The sequence below is a fragment of the Streptomyces sp. BI87 genome (genome assembly GCF_025957665.1).
GTDB lineage: Bacteria > Actinomycetota > Actinomycetes > Streptomycetales > Streptomycetaceae > Streptomyces > Streptomyces albidoflavus.
Window position 1 is genome coordinate 1,375,927 of record NZ_CP110079.1, and the last position, 18,975, is coordinate 1,394,901.

Sequence of the window (18,975 nt, forward strand, 5' to 3'; positions counted from 1 at the left end):
GGAGCCATGGCACGCTCAGCGCTCGACACGTTCTCCCCGGCGACCCGGAACTGGTTCACCGGGGCCTTCTCGGCGCCCACCGCCGCCCAGGAGGGCGCGTGGGGTGCCATCGGCGAGGGTTCGGACGTGCTGGTGGTGGCGCCGACCGGTTCCGGCAAGACGCTGGCGGCCTTCCTGTCCGCGCTGGACACGCTGGCGTCGACGCCGCCGCCCGCCGAGTCCCGCAAGCGCTGCCGGGTGCTGTACGTCTCCCCGCTGAAGGCCCTCGCGGTGGACGTGGAGCGCAATCTGCGCAGCCCGCTGACGGGTATCCGGCAGGAGTCGGTGCGGCTCGGGCTGCCGGAGCCGGAGGTGCGGGTCGGCATCCGCTCGGGCGACACCCCGGCGGCGGAGCGGCGCTCGCTGGCGACGCGGCCGCCGGACATCCTCATCACGACCCCGGAGTCGCTCTTCCTGATGCTGACCTCCTCGGCGCGGGAGGCGCTGGAGGGCGTGGAGACGGTCATTCTCGACGAGGTGCACGCGGTGGCGGGCACCAAGCGTGGCGCGCACCTGGCGCTCTCCCTGGAGCGGCTGGACGAGCTGCTGCCGAAGCCGGCCCGCCGGATCGGGCTGTCGGCGACGGTCCGGCCGGTGGACGAGGTGGCGCGGTACCTGTCGCCGCAGCGCCGGGTGGAGATCGTCCAGCCGGCCTCGGGCAAGGAGTTCGACCTGTCGGTGGTGGTGCCGGTGGAGGATCTGGGCGAGCTGGGCGGCTCGCCGGTGAGCGACGAGGGTTCGGGCGACCGTCCCTCGATCTGGCCGCACGTCGAGGAGCGCATCGCCGACCTGATCCAGTCGCACCGCTCGACGATCGTCTTCGCCAACTCCCGCCGCCTCGCCGAGCGCCTGTGCAACCGGCTGAACGAGATCGCCTACGAGCGCGCCACCGGCGAGGCCATGCCCGAGGACCACTCCCCGGCGGAGCTGATGGGCGCCGCCTCCTCGGCCTCGGGGGCGCCCGCGCTGATCGCCCGCGCCCACCACGGTTCGGTCTCCAAGGAGCAGCGGGCCCAGGTGGAGGAGGACCTGAAGGCGGGCCGGCTGCCCGCCGTGGTGGCCACCTCCAGCCTGGAGCTGGGCATCGACATGGGCGCGGTGGACCTGGTGGTGCAGGTCGAGTCCCCGCCGTCGGTGGCCTCGGGGCTCCAGCGGGTGGGGCGCGCGGGGCACCAGGTGGGCGCGGTCTCCACGGGCGTGGTCTTCCCGAAGTACCGGGGCGATCTGGTGCAGTCGGCGGTGGTGACGGAGCGGATGCGGGAGGGCCGCATCGAGGCGCTGCGGGTCCCGTCGAACCCGCTGGACGTGCTGGCCCAGCAGATCGTGGCGATGACCGCGATGGACACCTGGCAGTTCGACGACCTGCTGGCGCTGGCGCGGCGGGCGGCTCCCTTCGCCTCGCTGCCGGAGTCGGCGTTCACCGCGGTGCTGGACATGCTGGCGGGCCGCTATCCCTCGGACGCCTTCGCCGAGCTGCGCCCCCGCGTGGTCTGGGACCGCGTCGCGGGCACCGTCACGGGCCGCCCGGGGGCGCAGCGGCTCGCCGTCACCTCCGGCGGCACCATCCCCGACCGCGGCCTGTTCGGCGTCTTCCTGGCGGGCGCGGACCCGAAGAAGGGCGGCGGCCGGGTCGGCGAGCTGGACGAGGAGATGGTCTACGAGTCGCGTACCGGCGACGTCTTCACGCTGGGCACGACCTCGTGGCGGATCGAGGACATCACCCGGGACCGGGTCCTGGTCTCGCCGGCGCCGGGCGTGCCGGGGCGGCTGCCGTTCTGGAAGGGCGACCAGCTGGGGCGCCCGCTGGAGCTGGGCCGGGCGCTGGGCGCCTTCGTCCGGGAGGTCGGGGCGCTGCCCGAGGAGGACGCACGGCTGCGGCTGATGGCCGCGGGGCTGGACGCCTGGGCGGCGGAGAACCTCCTGACGTACCTGAGGGAGCAGCGCGAGGCGTGCGGGCACGTCCCGGACGACCGGACGGTGGTGGTGGAGCGGTTCCGGGACGAGCTGGGCGACTGGCGGGTGGTGATCCACTCCCCGTTCGGCGCACAGGTGCACGCCCCGTGGGCACTGGCGCTGGGGGCGCGTCTGAGCGAGCGGTACGGCATGGACGCCCAGGTGATGCACGCCGACGACGGGATCGTGCTGCGCCTGCCCGACGCCGACCTCCTCGGCCTGGACCTGCTGGACGACGACTCCTCGGACCCGGGCACGGCCTTCGACACCGACCAGTCCCCGGTCGGCGCCCAGGACGTCACCTTCGACAAGGGCGAGATCGAGGGGATCGTCACCGACCAGGTGGGCAGTTCGGCGTTGTTCGCCTCGCGGTTCAGGGAGTGCGCGGCCCGCGCCCTGCTGCTGCCGCGCCGCAGCCCCGGCAAGCGCACCCCGCTGTGGCAGCAGCGGCAGCGGGCTTCGCAGCTGCTCCAGGTGGCGAGCGAGTTCGGTTCGTTCCCGATCGTCCTGGAGGCGGTCCGCGAGTGCCTCCAGGACGTCTTCGACGTGCCGGGGCTGACCGAGCTGATGGGCGACCTGGAGGCCCGCCGCGTCCGCCTGGTCGAGGTGACGACCCCGGAGGCCTCCCCCTTCGCCCGCTCCCTGCTCTTCGGGTACGTGGCGCAGTTCCTCTACGAGGGGGACTCGCCGCTGGCCGAGCGGCGGGCGGCGGCGCTGTCGCTGGACTCGCGACTGCTGTCCGAGCTGCTGGGCCAGGCCGAGCTGCGGGAGCTGCTGGACGCGGAGGTCCTGGCCGAGCTGGAGCGGGAGCTCCAGTGGCGCACCGAGGACCGCCGGATCAAGGACGCGGAGGGTGTCGCCGACGCGCTGCGGGTGCTGGGTCCGCTGACCTCCGCGGAGCTGGCGGAGCGTGGCGCCGATCCGGCGTGGGCGCGGGAGCTGGCGGGCGCGCGCCGCGTCATCGAGGTGCGGATCGCCTCGGTGGAGCACTGGGCGGCGATCGAGGACGCGGGGCGGCTGCGCGACGCCCTCGGCGTGGCCCTGCCGGTGGGGGTCCCGGAGGCGTTCACGGAGCCGGTGAAGGACCCGCTGGGTGATCTCCTCGCCCGGTTCGCGCGTACCCACGGCCCGTTCACGGCGGCCGCGGCGGCGGAGCGGTTCGGCCTCGGGCGGGCGGTCACCGAGGGGGCGCTGGAGCGGCTGGGCGCGAGCGGGCGGGTGGTGCAGGGCGAGTTCCATCCGGCCGGCGTCGGCCAGGAGTGGTGCGACGCGACGGTGCTGCGCCGGCTGCGCCGCCGTTCCCTGGCCGCGCTGCGCCAGGAGCTGGAGCCCGTGGAGCCGACGGCGCTGGCCAGGTTCCTGCCGCCGTGGCAGCACCTGGGCGGGCAGGGGCTGCGCGGTCTGGACGGGCTGGTCCGCGCGGTGGAGCAGCTCCAGGGCGCGGCGGTGCCGGCCTCCGCGCTGGAGAAGCTGGTGCTGCCGTCGCGGGTGGCCCAGTACCAGCCGGCGATGCTCGACGAGCTGACGGCCACCGGGGAGCTGCTGTGGGCGGGCAGCGGCTCACTCCCGGGGAAGGACGGGTGGGTCTCCCTCTATCTCGCGGACAACGCCCCGCTCCTGCTGCCGCCCCCGCACCCGCTGGAGCTGACGCCGCTGCACCAGGCGGTGCTGGACGCGCTCGCCGGCGGGTACGGCCTCTTCTTCCGCCAGATCGCCGACCAGGTCCGGGCCACCCATCCCACCGCCTCCGACCAGGCGCTGGCGGACGCGCTCTGGGAGCTGGCCTGGTCGGGGCGGCTCACCAACGACACGGTGGCCCCGCTCCGCGCCCTCCTCGGTTCGGGCCGCACCGCCGGGTCCACGGCACACCGGGCACGCCGCAGCGTCCCCCGGGGGAGGTTCGGCGCGCTGACCGCCGCGCCGCGCCCCGCCTCGCGGACGGGCCCGCCGACGGTCGCGGGCCGCTGGTCGCTGCTGCCCCCGCTGGAACCCGATCCGACCCTGCGGGCCCACGCCCTGGCCCGCACCCTCCTCGACCGGCACGGCGTCGTCACGCGCGGCGCGGTGGCGGCGGAGGGCGTCGAGGGCGGCTTCTCCGCCGTGTACCGCGTCCTGTCGGCCTTCGAGGACAGCGGGCAGGCCCGCCGGGGTTACGTGGTGGAAGGGTTGGGCGCGGCCCAGTTCGCGATGGACGGCGCGGTGGACCGCCTCCGCGCCTCCGCGACCGCCGCCGAGCGGGAGTCCGGCGGTACGCCCCGGCAGGCCCTGGTCCTGGCGGCGGCCGACCCGGCCAACGCCTACGGCGCGGCGCTTCCCTGGCCCGAGCCGCCGAGCGGCGCCGGGCACAAGCCGGGCCGTAAGGCGGGGGCGATGGTCGTCCTGGTCGACGGCGAGTTGGCCATGTACATGGAGCGCGGCGGCAAGACCCTCCTGGCCTGGCCCTCCACCGCCCTGGACGACCCCTCGGCCCCCGATCCCCGCCTGGAGGGAGCCGCCCACGCCCTCGCGGGCTCGGCCGCCGGCGGTTCCCTCGGCACAGTCACCGTCGAACGCGTCAACGGCGAGCCAGCCCTGACCTCCCCGGTCGGCACCTACCTGGAGAACGCGGGCTTCCACGCGACACCGAGGGGGCTGCGGCTGCGCGGCGGAAGGTGACCCGCAAAGGGCCCCGGCCGCCCCGCCGGCTCACCGGCCTGCGGCGGCAAGTACGGCGGCGAGGCCCTCGCGCAGGTCCTGGACGAAGTACCCGGGAACCTCCAGCGACGGGAAGTGACCGCCCGCTTCGGGCGCGTTCCAGCGGACGATGCGCCGGTAGCGTTGCTCGGCCCAGGGGCGCGGCGTCTTCTCGATGTCGCGCGGATACATGGTGACGGCGGCCGGGACGTCGACCCGGAGCGCGGGATCGACCGAGTTGTGGCTCTCGTAGTAGATGCGGGCGGCCGACGCGCCGGTCCGGGTCAGCCAGTACAGGGTGACGTTGTCGAGGACGCGGTCCCGGGAGATCGTCTCGAACGGGCTGTCCTCGGTGTCCGACCACTCGGCGAACTTGTCGAGAATCCAGGCCAGCAGCCCGGCCGGTGAGTCGACGAGGGCGTAGCCGATGGTCTGCGGCCGGGTCGCCTGCTGCTTCGCGTACGCGGCGCGGTGGCGCCAGAAGTGGCGGGTCTCCTCGGTCCACCGGCGCTCCTGCGGCGTCAGCCCGTCGGTGGTCAGCCCGGGCGGCGCCTCAGCGAAGGTCGAGTGGACCCCGAGCACGTGCTCGGGGAAGCGGCCGCCGAGCACGGTGGTGATGTTGCCGCCCCAGTCGCCGCCATGGGCGAGGAACGTGTCGTGGCCGAGCCGGCCCATCAACTCCACCCAGGCGGCCGCGATCCGCTCCGTCCCCCACCCGGCGGTGGCCGGCTTGTCGCTGTAGCCGAAGCCGGGCAGCGAGGGGGCCACCACGTGGAAGGCCGGCGCGTCCGGGTCGGCGGGGTCCGCCAGTTCGTCCACGACGTCGATGAACTCGGCGACGCTGCCCGGCCAGCCGTGCGTCATGAGCAGCGGGGTGGCGTCCGCGCGGGCGGAGCGCCGGTGCAGGAAGTGGATGCCCAGCCCGTCGACGGTCGTGCGGAACTGGCCGGCCCGGTGCAGTCGCTCCTCGAACGCCCGCCAGTCGTAGCCGGTGCGCCAGTACTCCACGAGGCCGGCCAGGTCGGCGAGGGGGACGCCCTGCTCCCACCGGCCGGGCCCTGGCGGGGCGCCACGCACCGTCTCCGCCTCCGGCAGCCGGGCCGCGGCCAGCCGGGCGCGCAGGTCGTCGAGTTCGGCGTCGGTCGCGTGGGCTTCGAACGCTCGTACCTCGCCGGGGGAGCGGGACATGGCGGCACCTCCTGGCCGTCGCGGAACCGGCCCCTGCCTGAGAACCGGCTAAGGCGGTTCTAACACGCGTTCAGATACAGGGGCAACCGGCTAAGGTGGTTCCATGCGCGCAGAATTCCCCGACTTCCGCCTCGGCACCGTGCTGGCGACGAGCTTCACGGCGACCTTGACGGAGCGGCAGGGCGAACCCGTGGAGCGCATCCCCGTGCCGCAGCGGCTCGTCGACTGGCTGGCGGTGGTCGGCCTGGCCGTGGACTCCTGCACGCCCGCCCAGCTCCACCTCGCCCGGGAACTTCGCGAGTCCGTCCACGCCGCCGCGACGGCGGCCGCGACCGGGGCCCCGCTCCCCGCCTCCGCCGTCCACGTCCTCAACGACCGCAGCACCGCGGGCCGGGCGGCAGCCGTCCTGACCCCCGGGGGCGAGCGGCACTGGCACCTGGCCTCGGCCTCCGTCGAGGACGCCCTGAGCGTGATCGCCGCCGACGCGATCGGCATCCTCTCCGGCGAGCGCGACGGAAAACTGGCCCTGTGCGCCTCCCCCACCTGCCGGGCCGCCTTCTTCGACACCAGCCAGAGCCGCACCCGCAAGTGGTGCGACATGAACACCTGCGGCAACCGCCAGAAGAAGGCCCGCTTCCACGCCAAGCAGCGCAACGGCCCCGCCTCGGCGGAGTGACCTCCCCCGGTCCCGGCAGCACCCCTGGCACCACGCCGCCCCGAGCCATGCCCGCGCACCCGAAAGCTCAGGCCCATTTGCCTAAAACCCTTCGGCAGATGCACCATGGCCTTAGCCATACGAAAGGACCCGGGCATGCCCAGAGCCGGACTCACCCCCGAGCGCCTCACCCAGGCCGGAGCGGAACTCGCCGACGAGATCGGCTTCGACCAGGTGACCGTCTCCGCGCTGGCGCGACAGTTCGGCGTGCAGGTCGCGAGCCTCTACTCGCACGTCAAGAACTCCCAGGACCTCAAGACCCGCATCGCCCTGCTCGCCCTGGCGGAGATGGCCGACCGCGCCGCCGACGCCGTGGCCGGACGGGCGGGGAAGGACGCCCTGACCGCCTTCGCCGACGTGTACCGCGACTACGCGCGCGAGCACCCGGGCCGGTACGCGGCGGCCCAGCTGCCCCTGGACCCGCAGACGGCGGCGGCCAGCGCCGGCGTACGCCACGCCCAGATGACGCGGGCGATCCTGCGCGGCTACGACCTCTCGGAGCCGGACCAGACGCACGCCGTCCGGCTGCTGGGCAGCGTCTTCCACGGTTACGTCAGCCTGGAGGCCAGCGGCGGCTTCAGCCACAGCGCCCCCGACTCCTCGGAGAGCTGGGCGCGTGTCCTGGACTCCCTCGACACCCTCCTGCGCAACTGGGAAGCACGGCCCTGACCTGCTGACCAACCCATAGCGGCAAGAAGCCGGCCCCTCCCCCGAGGGACGCTCCGGCCTGCCGCGCCCCGCCCCGGCCGAGACGGCGGCGCATCCACCCCACACCCAGCGACCCCAGGCGGAACCATGCCCACCGACCACTCCCCCACCTCGACACCCACCCCGGTCACCACCCCCCTCAGCCCGGACCTCGTCCGCGGCGCCCTGGAGCTGGAGCCCACCGCACGCGGCGTCCTGCCGCACCGGCTGCCCGCCTGGGCCCGCGCCCAGAACACCGACGGCCAGCTGGCCATGGCCGAGGCCCAGCCCTCGGGCGTACGGCTGGCCTTCCGCACCCGGTCCACCGCCGTCGCCCTGGAGACCCTGCCCACCAAGCGGGTCTACGTGGGCGCGCCGCCCCGGCCCGACGGCCTGTACGACCTGGTGGTCGACGGCCGCCTCGTCGACCGGGCGAGCGCCCCCGGCGGCAACACCCTCTGTATCGACATGGCGGCCGGCACCGCCGAGACCGTGCCCGGCCCGCCGGGGACGGTGCGTTTCGCCGAGCTGCCCGCCGGGGACAAGGACGTCGAGATCTGGCTGCCGCACAACGAGGCGGCCGAGCTGCTGGCCCTGCGCACCGACGCCCCCGTCGAGCCCCTTCCGGAGAGCGGGCGGCGCGTCTGGCTGCACCACGGGAGTTCGATCAGCCACGGCTCGGACGCCGCGAGCCCGTCCACCACCTGGCCCGCGCTCGCCGCCGCACGGGGCGGCGTGGAGCTGGTCAACCTCGGTCTCGGCGGCGCCGCGCTGCTCGACCCGTTCACCGCCCGCACCCTGCGCGACACCCCGGCCGATCTGCTCAGCCTCAAGATCGGCATCAACCTCGTCAACGCCGACCTGATGCGGCTGCGCGCCTTCACCCCGGCCGTCCACGGCTTCCTGGACACCGTCCGCGAGGGCCACCCGGCCACCCCGCTCCTGGTCGTCACGCCGATACTCTGCCCGATCCACGAGGAGACCCCCGGCCCCTGCGCCCCGGACTTCAGCGAGATCGCCGCAGGGCGCATCAAGTTCAAGGCGGTCGGCGACCCGGCCGAGGTGGCGGCCGGAAAGCTCACCCTGAGCGTCATCCGCGACGAACTGACCCGCATCGTGCGGCAGCGGGCCGCGGACGACCCGCACCTGCACCTCCTCGACGGCCGCGAGCTGTACGGCGAGGCGGACCACGCCGAGCTGCCGCTCCCCGACGAGCTGCACCCGGACGCGGCCACGCACCGGCGCATGGGCGAGCGCTTCGCCGCCCTCGCCTTCGCCCCGGACGGGCCGTTCGCCACCAGGCCCTGAGCCCGGCCGGCCAGGCATCATGGAGCCATGCCCGAGGGAGACACCGTCCACCAGGCGGCGGGGCGCCTGCACCAGGCGCTCGCCGGTCAGGAGCTGACCGTCTCGGACCTCCGTGTGCCCCGCCTCGCGACGGTCGACCTCACCGGCCGCACCGTGCTGGAGGTGGTGGCCCGGGGCAAGCACCTGCTGACCCGCCTGGAGGGCGGCCTCACCCTCCACTCGCATCTGCGGATGGACGGCTCGTGGCGGATCTTCGCGCCGGGCGAGCGCTGGCGGGGAGGGCCCGGGCACCAGATCCGCGCGGTCCTCGGCACCGCCTCGCGCACCGCCGTGGGCTACCGCCTGCCGGTCCTGGAGCTGCTGCGCACCCCGGCCGAGGACGAGGCCGTCGGCCACCTCGGCCCCGACCTGCTGGGCCCCGACTGGTCCCCCGCCGAGGCGCTGGCCCGGCTGGCGGCCGCGCCGGAGCGGGAGGTCGGCGAGGCCGTGCTGGACCAGCGCAATCTGGCGGGCATCGGCAACGTCTTCAAGAGCGAACTCTGCTTCCTGCTCCGCGTGACCCCGTGGCTGCCGGTCGGCGAGCTGCCCGACCCCGAACGCCTCACCACCCTCGCGGCCCGCCTCCTGGAGGCCAACCGCCACCGCCCGCGCCGCACCACCACCGGCCGCCCCGACCGCCCCCTCTACGTCTACGGCCGCGCGGGCCGCCCCTGCCTGCGCTGCGGCACCCCCGTCAGAACCGCCCAGCAGGGCGACCCCACCCGGGAACGCCCCACCTACTGGTGCCCGGGCTGCCAGCGCGGCCCTGCCCCCGCCGCGTAACGCCTCACCCCTGTCTCACCCGTCCCCCGGCTCCTCCCGCCCGCCCCGCATCCGCGCCACCATCCGCCGTGCCGCCGCCCGCGCCCGCGCCGCCTGCTCGTCGGCGCGGGACTTCGGTACGCAGTGCACCGGCAGGACGCTCAGTCCCCAGCCGCCCGCCACCACCGCGGCGACGCCCGCGGCGGCGCCCCCGATCTCCAGGGCCGCCCTCGTCAAGGCCACGCACCACAGCGCGGCCACCGCGCAGACGGGTATCCACCGCAACCCGCGAGCCGTCATGACGCACCACCTCCGTACCGGGCCGGCCGCACGGGGCGGGGCCGTGGAAGCCCCGGGGGCGGGCCGCACTCAGGCGGCCCGCCCCCGGGTTCGTCGTCGGCCGCCGCGGGCGGCCGCCGGTTCTGTCTAGCTGTTCTCCGCCTGGAACATCCAGTGGTGCTTCTCCAGGTCGGCGGTGATGGTGATGAAGATGTCCTGGCTCACCGGGTCCGCGTCACCGGTCGCCTCGATGCGCTCGCGCATGCGGCCGATCACCGCGCCCAGCGCCTGCACGAGGGTGTTGACCGCGTCCACATCCTTGATCCAGCCCTCGTTGACCACCCCGATGCCGCTGGTCCCGGCGACGGTCGCGGCGCGGCCGTCCGGGGAGATTCCGAGGGCCGAGGCCCGCTCGGCCACCGTGTCGGAGTGGCCGCGGGCGGTGTCGACCACCTCGTCGAGCTGGAGGTGGACGGAGCGGAAGCGCGGGCCGGTGACGTTCCAGTGCACCTGCTTGGCGACCAGGGAGAGGTCGATCAGGTCCACCAGGCCGCCCTGCAGGGCGCCCGCGACCACCTTGAGATCGGTCTCCGGAAGCGGGCTCTTGACCACGTTCATCGCATTCCTCCAAGTCGTCACAGCCGGTCACCCGTCATCGACGGCGGGCCGTCGCCAGCCACGCACCACGATGACACAGGTGACCGATTTGGGTAACTTCGACCGGTCCTTCGGTGGACCGGTGCTGCTACCCGTCAGTGGGGAAGACCCGGACTCCCACCGGCCACCGCGACCGCCCGAGGGGCGGGTCCGGGCCGGGCGACACCGTCGTCACCCAACGAGAAGCCCCGGTGGCGGCGGGAGCGGATCTTGTGGACCCGCGTGCCCGCCCCCACCGGGGCTACACGTGTGACGTGCCGTTCTTCTCGCCGCGCCGGTCAGGCGGCGGCGACGCCCACGGCCTCGGGCGCCTTGATCGTCACCCGCTCCGGCGGTACACCGGAGACGGAGACGGCGTTCAGCATGGGCCTGACCGGAGCCGGCACCGGGTCGGTGGCAGCGGCGGACTCGGCCAGCTCGGCGAGGGCCAGCTCGTCGCTGACCTCACGCATCAGTTCGGACATCCGTACGTCCAACGCGTCGCAAATGGCGGAGAGCAGTTCGGAGGACGCCTCCTTCTGCCCCCGCTCCACCTCGGAGAGATAGCCGAGTGAGACTCGGGCGGACGAGGAGACTTCGCGCAGAGTACGGCCCTGGCGCTGGCGCTGCCGACGCAGCACGTCACCCAGCAGGCGACGGAGCAGAATCATCGGTGGCTCCCTCCTCGGACCGCGTAACCGCATCCTTCACGCCCCACCGTACCGCCTACCGCTGCGGCCGTGCGGGGAGCGATCTCGTGTTCACTCAGGGCTGCAAACATCAGGTCTCCCCGTTCTGTTCCGTATCCTGCGCCCGCCCGTGTCCGCCCAGTTCCCCGATGAGCAGGCCGAGAACCCTCCGGACACTCTCCATACGGATGTCCGTACGGTCGCCGTTCAACCGCAGTGCGGCCGATTTCCCTCCGCCAGGCCCGGCCACGGCGATGTACACGGTGCCCACGGGGCGCCCGTCCTGCGGCTCGGGCCCGGCGACGCCGGTGGTGGCCACGCCCCACTCGGCGCCCAGCTCCCGGCGCACCCCCTCGGCCATCTGGCGCGCGACCTCGGGGTCCACGGCGCCCCTGGCCCGCAGCAGCGCCGCGTCGACGCCGAGCAGCCGGGCCTTGAGTTCCGTGGCGTACGCCGTGACCGAGCCGCGGAAGGCGGCGGAGGCGCCCGGGGCGGCGGTCACCGCGGCGGCGACCAGGCCCCCGGTCAGCGACTCGGCGACGGCCAGCGTCTCGCCACGCTCCCCCAGCAGCCGCAGGGCGTGCTGCGCCTCCAGGCTCACAGCCGGGTCTCCCCACCGCCGTGCCGGGCCCCGGCGGCGTCCCGGCTCTGCTCCCGGGCCTGGCCGGCCCCTTCGGGGGCGGCCGGTGGCGCTTCGCCGGTCCGCTCCGCCGGACCGGCCGCCGAGGCCGCCGTGGCGACCAGGGCCTCGGAGGCGGTGGCGGTGGGGACGGCGGGGCCGACCTCGCCGACGGCGCCTTCCGCGCCCGTGGCCGCCTCACGGCGGGCCGCCCGTTCGGCGGCGAGACCCGCACGGCGCAGCACGACGGCCTGCCGTACGTAGTCCAGGCCGGTCGCGACGGTCAGCACCACGGCGACGGCCATCACCCAGAACCGCAGGGTGGCCAGCGGCCCCGTGAGCGCGAGGACGTACATGCCGGCCGCCGTGCCCTGGGCGAGGGTCTTCAGCTTGCCGCCCCGGCTGGCGGGAATCACGCCGAATCTGATCACCCAGAAGCGCAGCACCGTGATGCCCAGCTCGCGCCCGAGAATCACCGCCGTCACCCACCAGGGCAGCTCCCCGAGCCACGACAGGCAGATCAGCGCGGCGCCCATGATCGCCTTGTCGGCGATCGGGTCGGCGATCTTGCCGAAGTCGGTGACCAGGTTGTACGTCCGGGCGAGGTGCCCGTCGAAGACGTCGGTGATCATGGCGACGGCGAAGGCCGCCCAGGCCAGGGCGCGCCAGGCCGGGTCGTACCCGCCGTCGGCCAGCAGCAGGGCCACGAATCCGGGGACCAGCAGGAGCCGGATCATGGTCAGGATGTTGGCGATGTTCCAGACGCCGGCCTGCCGCACGGCCGGGGTCCCGCGGCTGGCGCCACGTACGCCGCCCGCGTGGGCTCCACCGGCCGTGGACGCCGACACTCCGGTCATCTGCCCGCCTCCTCGATCAGGTGCAGGGGTTCGGCGACGAGGTCCACTCCCTCGGTGCCGACCACCTTGGCCACGACCATACGGCCCGGGGTGAGGTCCGCGCCGCTCGTGAAGAGGATCTGTCCGTCGGTCTCGGGGGCCTGGTGGGCGGCCCGGCCGACGGCGCCCTCTTCCTCGTCGACGGATTCGACGAGTACCTCCACGGTCTCACCGACCCGCTCGTCCGCGCGCTGCGAGACGAGTTCCTCGGCGAGTCGGGAGACCCGGGCGAGACGCTCGGCGACCTCCTCCTCGGGGAGCTTGCCCTCGTACCCGGCGGCTTCGGTGCCGTCCTCGTCGGAGTAGCCGAAGACGCCGATGGCGTCGAGGCGGGCGCCGGTCAGGAAGCGCTCCAGCTCGGCCACGTCCGCCTCGCTCTCGCCGGGGAAGCCGACGATGAAGTTGGAGCGGACGCCGGCCTCGGGGGCCTTGGCGCGGATCTGCTCCAGCAGACCGAGGAAGCGGTCGGTGTCGCCGAAGCGGCGCATGGCGCGCAGCACGCCGGGCGCGGAGTGCTGGAACGAGAGGTCGAAGTAGGGGGCGACCTTCGGCGTCGAGGTGAGGACGTCGATCAGGCCGGGCCGCATCTCGGCGGGCTGGAGGTAGCTGACGCGCACCCGCTCGATGCCGTCCACCTCCGCAAGCTCCGGCAGCAGCGTCTCGAGCAGCCGGATGTCGCCGAGGTCCTTGCCGTACGAGGTGTTGTTCTCGGAGACCAGCATGATCTCCTTCACGCCCTGCCCGGCCAGCCAGCGCGTCTCCTGGAGCACGTCGGAGGGGCGCCGGGAGATGAAGGAGCCGCGGAACGAGGGGATGGCGCAGAAGGAGCAGCGCCGGTCGCAGCCGGAGGCCAGCTTGACCGAGGCGACCGGGCTGGTGCCCAGCCGGCGGCGGAGCGGGGCGCGCGGCCCGGAGGCGGGCGCGAGGCCGTCGGGCAGGTCGGCGGGGGCGGCCGCGGGCTCCTGGGCGTGGCCGGGGAGGGCGACGGCGCTGTCCTGGCGCTCGGCGGGGCTGATCGGCAGCAGCTTGCGCCGGTCGCGCGGGGTGTGGGAGGCGTGGATGCCGCCGCCCAGGATGGTCTGGAGCCGGTCGGAGATGTCGGCGTAGTCGTCGAAGCCGAGCACCCCGTCGGCCTCGGGGAGGGCCTCGGCCAGTTCCTTGCCGTACCGCTCGGCCATGCAGCCGACGGCGACCACGGCCTGGGTTCTGCCCTGGGCCTTGAGGTCGTTGGCCTCCAGGAGGGCGTCGACGGAGTCCTTCTTGGCGGCTTCGACGAAGCCGCAGGTGTTGACGACGGCGACATCGGCGGCTTCGGCGTCCTCGACGAGCTGCCAGCCGTCCGCCTCCAGGCGGCCTGCGAGCTCCTCCGAATCCACCTCGTTACGGGCGCATCCGAGAGTGACGAGAGCGACGGTACGGCGTTCAGGCATGGGCTCAAGACTACTTTGTCCCGGCCGGGGCCCCCGCCCCGGCCGGGACAGGGTCCCGTCCGCCCGGTTCAGCCCGCGTTGGGGTCGCCCTTGGTGTAGGAGAGACGCTGCACCTGGCCGGGCTGGAAGCGGTCCTCGATCTCCTTGCCGTTGACGAGCAGTTCGACCGCGCCGGCGTCGCCGATGACCAGGTCGACGCGCTCCTTGTCGGTGAAGGTCTTGGTCTGGCCCTTCTGGAGCGTGCCGTCGAAGAGGAGCTGACCGTTGTGGTCCTTGGCCGAGAGCCAGCTGCGCCCCTCGGGCACGGTGATCTTGACAGTCACCCGGTCGGCGGGGGCCGCCGCGATGGCGCTCTCGGAGGGCTTCGGGTCGGGGGCGGGCTTCTCGGCGGTCTTGGAGGGCTCGGCCGGCGGGGCGGTGCTGCCGTTCTCGCCCGCGACGTTCTTGGCGCCGCCGTCGTCCTCGCCGCTGAAGAGGGTGAAGCCGACGAAGCCGACGACCGCGACGATGGCGGCGACCATGGCCGCCGTCCAGTTGGGCCGGCGCGGCTCGGAGCGGATGCGTTCGGCCTCGAAGAGCGGGGCGGGCGCGGTGGGGGCCGGGCGGCCGCCGTGGTCGTCGTCGTAGGCGGCGACGAGCGGCTCGGGGTCGATGCCGACGGCGCGCGCCAGCGTGCGGATGTGACCCCGGGCGTAGACGTCCCCGCCGCAGCGGGAGAAGTCGTCCTGCTCGATCGCCTGGATGATCGGGACGCGGACCCGGGTGGCTGCGCTGACCTCGTCGACGCCGAGTCCGGCCTCGGTGCGGGCACGGGCGAGGGTGCGCCCGATCTCCGGCTTCGGCGGGGCGGTCTCGGCCGGCCCGTCGGCGGTGGCGTCGCCGGGCCCGGGAGCGGGGGCCTGCTCGGTCGGAGGACGCTCGTCCTCGACCTCGGCCGCGGGGGAAGAACCGTTGTCTTCAGGGGATTTGCCGAGGGACACGGGGGTGCCTTTCGAGCCTGTAGCCACCTGCTGGAGGTCCAGTCTAGGGGGGTTGCGAATGCGGGGGGCAACCGGGCGGACGGACTTTGTACGCCATCGGAATGGCGCCCTTTCGCCGCGGCCCAGGGGCACAGAGTGCCCCTTCTCTCAACTTGACGTACGCCGAAGGGAAACGGTTGCCCCGTACCGCGCCGCCGGCCCGGTCGCCGGTGCGCCGGGGCCCGGTACCGGCGTGCGCCCGGAGCCACACGCCGGGCGCGGTCCGGCGTACGCCGGGCGGGGACGCCCGTATCCCTTCGCCGCGCGCCGGTCGCCACGCGGTGCTGTCCGTCGTCCGGGCCCCTCGCGCCCGCGGCCCTCCCGGCGGTCCAGGGTCAGGACGGTCGTGCCGCCTTGCCCCCGCTCCGACCCGGTGGCTGGGGATGAGGAGCCGTCACGGTTGCTCCTCCCCCCGGATCACGGCGAGCACTCCTGGCAGGTCCTCAGGTTTCACGAGAACGTCACGGGCCTTGGAGCCCTCGGTGGGGCCGACGATGTCCCGGGACTCCATGAGGTCCATCAGCCGGCCGGCCTTGGCGAAGCCGACGCGCAGTTTGCGCTGGAGCATCGAGGTGGAGCCGAACTGGGTGGAGACGACCAGCTCGGTGGCCTGGCACAGCAGGTCGAGGTCGTCGCCGATCTCCTCGTCGATCTCCTTCTTCTTCTGACCGCCGACCACCACGTCGTCCCGGAAGACCGGCGTCATCTGCTCCTTGCAGTGCTTGACGACCTCGGCGACCTCCTCCTCGGTGACGAAGGCGCCCTGCATACGGGTGGGCTTGTTGGCGCCCATCGGCAGGAAGAGCCCGTCGCCCTTGCCGATGAGCTTCTCGGCGCCGGGCTGGTCGAGGATGACCCGGCTGTCGGCGAGCGAGGAGGTGGCGAAGGCGAGCCGGGAGGGCACGTTGGCCTTGATGAGGCCGGTGACGACGTCGACGCTGGGCCGCTGGGTGGCGAGGACCAGGTGGATGCCGGCGGCCCGCGCGAGCTGCGTGATGCGGACGATCGCGTCCTCCACGTCCCGGGGCGCCACCATCATCAGGTCGGCCAGCTCGTCCACGATGACCAGCAGGTACGGGTAGGGCTGCAACTCGCGCTCGCTGCCCTCGGGGGTCTTGGCCTTGCCGCTGCGCACCGCCGCGTTGAAGTCGTCGATGTGCCGGTAGCCGAAGGCGGCCAGGTCGTCGTAGCGCAGGTCCATCTCGCGGACCACCCACTGGAGCGCCTCGGCGGCCCGCTTGGGGTTGGTGATGATCGGCGTGATGAGGTGCGGGATGCCCTCGTAGGCGGTCAGCTCTACGCGCTTGGGGTCGACCAGGACCATCCGCACGTCCTCCGGCGAGGCCCGCATCATGATCGAGGTGATCAGGCAGTTGATGCAGGAGGACTTACCGGAACCGGTGGCTCCGGCGACCAGGATGTGCGGCATCTTGGCGAGGTTGGCCATCACGTAGCCGCCCTCGACGTCCTTGCCGAGGCCGACCAGCATCGGATGGTGGTCCTCGGCCGCGTCGGCGAGGCGCAGCACGTCGCCGAGGTTGACCATCTCGCGGTCGGTGTTGGGGATCTCGATGCCGACGGCGGACTTGCCCGGGATGGGGCTGATGATCCGCACGTCGGGGCTGGCGACGGCGTAGGCGATGTTCTTGGTGAGCGCGGTGATCCGCTCGACCTTCACGGCCGGGCCGAGTTCGATCTCGTACCGGGTGACCGTCGGGCCGCGGGTGAAGCCGGTGACGGCGGCGTCGACCTTAAACTCGCTGAAGACGGTGGTGAGCGAGGCGACCACGGCGTCGTTGGCGGCGCTGCGGGACTTCCCCGGACCGCCCCGTTCCAGCAGGTCTATCGAGGGCAGCGCGTAGGTGATGTCCCCGGAGAGCTGCAACTGCTCGGCCCGGGCCGGCAGCGGCCTGCTCTCGTCGACGGGCGGCGCCTTGGTGAGATCCGGTACGGACCCGGAGTCCTGGGGCGGGTTCCGGCGGCGGCCGGGCGTGGGCCGGGGCGCCTCCTCGGAGCCGGTGGTACGCGCCGGGGGCACCGGGGTGGCGGCGGGCTCGCGCTCGGTGGTCACGCCCTGGGTGAGGTCGGCGACGAGCGGGGAGGGGGGCATGCCGTGCAGCACGGCCCCGTCGAGGGCGGCGGCCGCCTCGGCGGCGATGTCGACCGCGTCGCGCCCGGTCCGCTCGGCGGCGGCCTTGCGCGGGGCGCGGCGCCGGGCGGGCCTGGCCGGGGCCTCGTCGGCCTCGCCGTCGGCCCCGGGGCGGCGCCGCGCGTCGGGCAGCGCCTCGCGCCACTGCTCCTCGTAGCGGGCGTCGTCGTCGCTGGGGCCGGCCGGAGCGGCGATCAGGCCGAGGCGGCGGCCGAGGGTGCGCAGCCGCTGCGGGATGGCGTTGACGGGCGTGGCGGTGACCACGAGGAGCCCGAAGACCGTGAGGAGCAGCAGCAGCGGGACGGCCAGCACCTCGGTGACGGTGAAGATCAGCGGTGTGGCCGAGGCCCAGCCGATGAGACCGCCGGCGTCCTGCAGGGCGGCGGTGCCGTCACCGCGCGCGGGCGAGCCGCAGGCGATGTGGACCTGGCCGAGGACGCCGATGACCAGCGCGGAGAGGCCGATGACGATCCGCCCGTTGGCCTCGGGCTTCTCGGGGTGGCGGATCAGGCGCACCGCGACGGTGCCCAGCAGCAGCGGCACCAGCAGGTCGAGGCGGCCGAAGGCACCGGTGACCAGCATCGCCACGAGGTCGCCGACGGGCCCCTGGAGGTTGGACCAGGTGCCCGCGGCGACGACCAGGGCGAGGCCGAGGAGGAGCAGGGCGAGGCCGTCCTTGCGGTGGGCGGGGTCGAGCCCCTTGGCTCCGCGTCCTATGCCGCGGAAGACGGCGCCGACCCCGTGGGCGGCGCCGAGCCAGACGGCGCGTACGAAGCGGTAGAGACCGGGGGCGGGCGCGGGCTTGGGCGGCGGCTTGCGGGCCGCCGCCTTCTTGGCGGGAGCCTTCTTCCTCACCGGCGGTTTGGCCGCGGTCTTCTTCGCCGGTCCCCCGGAACGCCCCGCGCCGCGCGCCGAGGACGGTGATCCCTTGCCGGAGGTACGTGAGGCCATGGTGGTGAGGTTACCGGTGCGAGGCGGAGGGGACACGTGCGCCCGGGGCTTCACCCGTCCGTGTCGCTCCTGACGCGGCGCCACCTTGACGGCCGGTCAGCGAGCGGGCGGGGGCCGGTGACAGGCCCCCGCCCGGCTCAGCCCTGCGGCGGCAGGACGGGTGCCGTACCGCCCGAGGTCGGGTCGATGGCGTCGAGGGCTCTGCGCAGGCCGGTGAGTTTGCGTTCGAGGTGGGCGGCGGTGGCGACGGCGGCGGCGTCGGCCGACTCGTCGTCCAGCTGTTTGGAGAGCGCCTCGGCCTGCTCCTCGACGGCGGCGAGCCGGGCGGAGAGCTCGGCGATGACGCCGGTCGGCTCGCTCTGGCCGTCGCGTCCCTCGACCTGGATGCGCAGCAGTTCGGCCTGCTCGCGGAGTTTGCAGTTCTTCATGTACAGGTCGACGAAGACCGAGACCTTGGCCCGCAGCACCCACGGGTCGAAGGGCTTGGAGATGTAGTCGACCGCGCCGGCCGCGTAGCCGCGGAAGGTGTGGTGCGGACCGTGGTTGATCGCGGTGAGGAAGATGATGGGGATGTCCCGGGTCCGCTCCCGGCGCTTGATGTGGGCGGCGGTCTCGAAACCGTCCATGCCCGGCATCTGCACATCCAGCAGGATGACCGCGAAGTCATCCGTCAGCAGCGCCTTGAGCGCTTCCTCCCCGGACGACGCCCGCACCAGTGTCTGATCGAGCGCGGAGAGAATGGCCTCCAGCGCCAGCAGATTCTCCGGCCGGTCGTCGACCAGGAGGATCTTGGCCTTCTGCATCCTGGCCCGCCCTCCTCGCCCCGGCATGGGGCTTCCTTGATCCTGCGGACGTGGGGAAGCACCGGGGCCTGCCCCGGGGGACGACTCCCTTGCGTCGTCCGTCCTTGTGCCGGTCATGGTAGCCGCACCCCGCTCTTCGC

At 74.0% G+C, this 18,975-nt stretch carries 15 protein-coding genes; 5 read left to right on the forward strand and 10 right to left on the reverse strand.

Annotation, left to right across the window (positions count from 1 at the left end):
• Nucleotides 1-6 precede the first annotated feature (6 nt).
• Complete coding sequence (locus tag OIM89_RS05865) at nucleotides 7-4,647, forward strand: ATP-dependent helicase (RefSeq protein WP_264491054.1); 4,641 nt, start codon at nucleotides 7-9, stop codon at nucleotides 4,645-4,647.
• 30 nt (nucleotides 4,648-4,677) lie between these two features.
• Here OIM89_RS05865 and OIM89_RS05870 read toward each other — a convergent pair whose 3' ends face one another.
• Nucleotides 4,678-5,853, reverse strand: coding sequence for an epoxide hydrolase family protein (locus OIM89_RS05870; protein ID WP_030699029.1), 1,176 nt, complete (start codon nucleotides 5,851-5,853; stop codon nucleotides 4,678-4,680).
• A 103-nt stretch (nucleotides 5,854-5,956) separates the two neighbouring features.
• On the opposite strand from OIM89_RS05870, the gene OIM89_RS05875 reads away from it, so the two are divergent.
• The 4 genes from OIM89_RS05875 (at nucleotide 5,957) to OIM89_RS05890 (ending at nucleotide 9,385) form a co-directional block, all read left to right on the forward strand.
• A complete protein-coding gene (locus OIM89_RS05875) occupies nucleotides 5,957-6,529 on the forward strand; it encodes a CGNR zinc finger domain-containing protein (protein ID WP_151167915.1) in 573 nt (190 codons plus the stop codon).
• A 135-nt stretch (nucleotides 6,530-6,664) separates the two neighbouring features.
• A complete protein-coding gene (locus OIM89_RS05880; protein WP_030699031.1) occupies nucleotides 6,665-7,237 on the forward strand; it encodes a TetR/AcrR family transcriptional regulator in 573 nt (190 codons plus the stop codon).
• Nucleotides 7,238-7,363: 126 nt separating this feature from the next.
• Nucleotides 7,364-8,563 (forward strand): GDSL-type esterase/lipase family protein, encoded by a 1,200-nt coding sequence (locus OIM89_RS05885; protein WP_264491055.1) that lies wholly within the window; start codon nucleotides 7,364-7,366, stop codon nucleotides 8,561-8,563.
• A gap of 27 nt (nucleotides 8,564-8,590) precedes the next feature.
• The gene (locus tag OIM89_RS05890) at nucleotides 8,591-9,385 is read left to right on the forward strand and encodes a DNA-formamidopyrimidine glycosylase family protein (RefSeq protein ID WP_030699033.1); all 795 of its coding nucleotides are present in this window, start codon (nucleotides 8,591-8,593) and stop codon (nucleotides 9,383-9,385) included.
• Between the two features lie 15 nt (nucleotides 9,386-9,400).
• On the opposite strand, the gene OIM89_RS05895 is transcribed toward OIM89_RS05890, so the two are convergent.
• From OIM89_RS05895 to OIM89_RS05935, 9 genes are all read right to left on the reverse strand, one after another.
• A complete protein-coding gene (locus OIM89_RS05895; RefSeq protein ID WP_030699034.1) occupies nucleotides 9,401-9,664 on the reverse strand; it encodes a hypothetical protein in 264 nt (87 codons plus the stop codon).
• 126 nt (nucleotides 9,665-9,790) lie between these two features.
• Nucleotides 9,791-10,261 carry a Dps family protein gene (locus tag OIM89_RS05900; protein ID WP_030699035.1) on the reverse strand — a complete coding sequence of 157 codons (471 nt, stop codon included), beginning with the start codon at nucleotides 10,259-10,261 and terminating at the stop codon, nucleotides 9,791-9,793.
• Nucleotides 10,262-10,578: 317 nt separating this feature from the next.
• Nucleotides 10,579-10,950: a helix-turn-helix domain-containing protein gene (locus OIM89_RS05905; RefSeq protein ID WP_003951232.1), complete on the reverse strand. Its 372-nt coding sequence runs from the start codon at nucleotides 10,948-10,950 to the stop codon at nucleotides 10,579-10,581.
• Nucleotides 10,951-11,059: 109 nt separating this feature from the next.
• Complete coding sequence (locus OIM89_RS05910; RefSeq protein ID WP_030699036.1) at nucleotides 11,060-11,569, reverse strand: CinA family protein; 510 nt, start codon at nucleotides 11,567-11,569, stop codon at nucleotides 11,060-11,062.
• Nucleotides 11,566-12,444: a CDP-diacylglycerol--glycerol-3-phosphate 3-phosphatidyltransferase gene (gene pgsA / locus OIM89_RS05915; protein WP_047471812.1), complete on the reverse strand. Its 879-nt coding sequence runs from the start codon at nucleotides 12,442-12,444 to the stop codon at nucleotides 11,566-11,568. Before pgsA ends, OIM89_RS05910 begins: the two co-directional genes overlap by 4 nt.
• Complete coding sequence (gene rimO, locus OIM89_RS05920) at nucleotides 12,441-13,913, reverse strand: 30S ribosomal protein S12 methylthiotransferase RimO (RefSeq protein ID WP_003951228.1); 1,473 nt, start codon at nucleotides 13,911-13,913, stop codon at nucleotides 12,441-12,443. Before rimO ends, pgsA begins: the two co-directional genes overlap by 4 nt.
• 68 nt (nucleotides 13,914-13,981) lie before the next feature.
• Entirely contained in the window at nucleotides 13,982-14,893 is a 912-nt protein-coding gene (locus OIM89_RS05925) for a helix-turn-helix domain-containing protein (RefSeq protein ID WP_257381519.1), read from the reverse strand.
• A gap of 433 nt (nucleotides 14,894-15,326) precedes the next feature.
• Nucleotides 15,327-18,086: a DNA translocase FtsK gene (locus OIM89_RS05930; RefSeq protein ID WP_151167921.1), complete on the reverse strand. Its 2,760-nt coding sequence runs from the start codon at nucleotides 18,084-18,086 to the stop codon at nucleotides 15,327-15,329.
• 83 nt (nucleotides 18,087-18,169) lie between these two features.
• A complete protein-coding gene (locus tag OIM89_RS05935; protein ID WP_003951225.1) occupies nucleotides 18,170-18,835 on the reverse strand; it encodes a two-component system response regulator in 666 nt (221 codons plus the stop codon).
• Nucleotides 18,836-18,975 lie beyond the last annotated feature (140 nt).

What these genes read in the sequence shown, in the direction of transcription:
- OIM89_RS05900 (WP_030699035.1), bottom strand. Translation starts at nt 10,261, where the DNA reads ATGAACGTGGTCAAGAGCCCGCTTCCGGAGACCGATCTCAAGGTGGTC.
- OIM89_RS05895 (WP_030699034.1), bottom strand. Translation starts at nt 9,664, where the DNA reads ATGACGGCTCGCGGGTTGCGGTGGATACCCGTCTGCGCGGTGGCCGCG.
- OIM89_RS05870 (WP_030699029.1), bottom strand. Translation starts at nt 5,853, where the DNA reads ATGTCCCGCTCCCCCGGCGAGGTACGAGCGTTCGAAGCCCACGCGACC.
- pgsA (WP_047471812.1), bottom strand. Translation starts at nt 12,444, where the DNA reads ATGACCGGAGTGTCGGCGTCCACGGCCGGTGGAGCCCACGCGGGCGGC.
- rimO (WP_003951228.1), bottom strand. Translation starts at nt 13,913, where the DNA reads ATGCCTGAACGCCGTACCGTCGCTCTCGTCACTCTCGGATGCGCCCGT.
- OIM89_RS05865 (WP_264491054.1), top strand. Translation starts at nt 7, where the DNA reads ATGGCACGCTCAGCGCTCGACACGTTCTCCCCGGCGACCCGGAACTGG.
- OIM89_RS05905 (WP_003951232.1), bottom strand. Translation starts at nt 10,950, where the DNA reads ATGATTCTGCTCCGTCGCCTGCTGGGTGACGTGCTGCGTCGGCAGCGC.
- OIM89_RS05875 (WP_151167915.1), top strand. Translation starts at nt 5,957, where the DNA reads ATGCGCGCAGAATTCCCCGACTTCCGCCTCGGCACCGTGCTGGCGACG.
- OIM89_RS05880 (WP_030699031.1), top strand. Translation starts at nt 6,665, where the DNA reads ATGCCCAGAGCCGGACTCACCCCCGAGCGCCTCACCCAGGCCGGAGCG.
- OIM89_RS05890 (WP_030699033.1), top strand. Translation starts at nt 8,591, where the DNA reads ATGCCCGAGGGAGACACCGTCCACCAGGCGGCGGGGCGCCTGCACCAG.
- OIM89_RS05935 (WP_003951225.1), bottom strand. Translation starts at nt 18,835, where the DNA reads ATGCAGAAGGCCAAGATCCTCCTGGTCGACGACCGGCCGGAGAATCTG.
- OIM89_RS05885 (WP_264491055.1), top strand. Translation starts at nt 7,364, where the DNA reads ATGCCCACCGACCACTCCCCCACCTCGACACCCACCCCGGTCACCACC.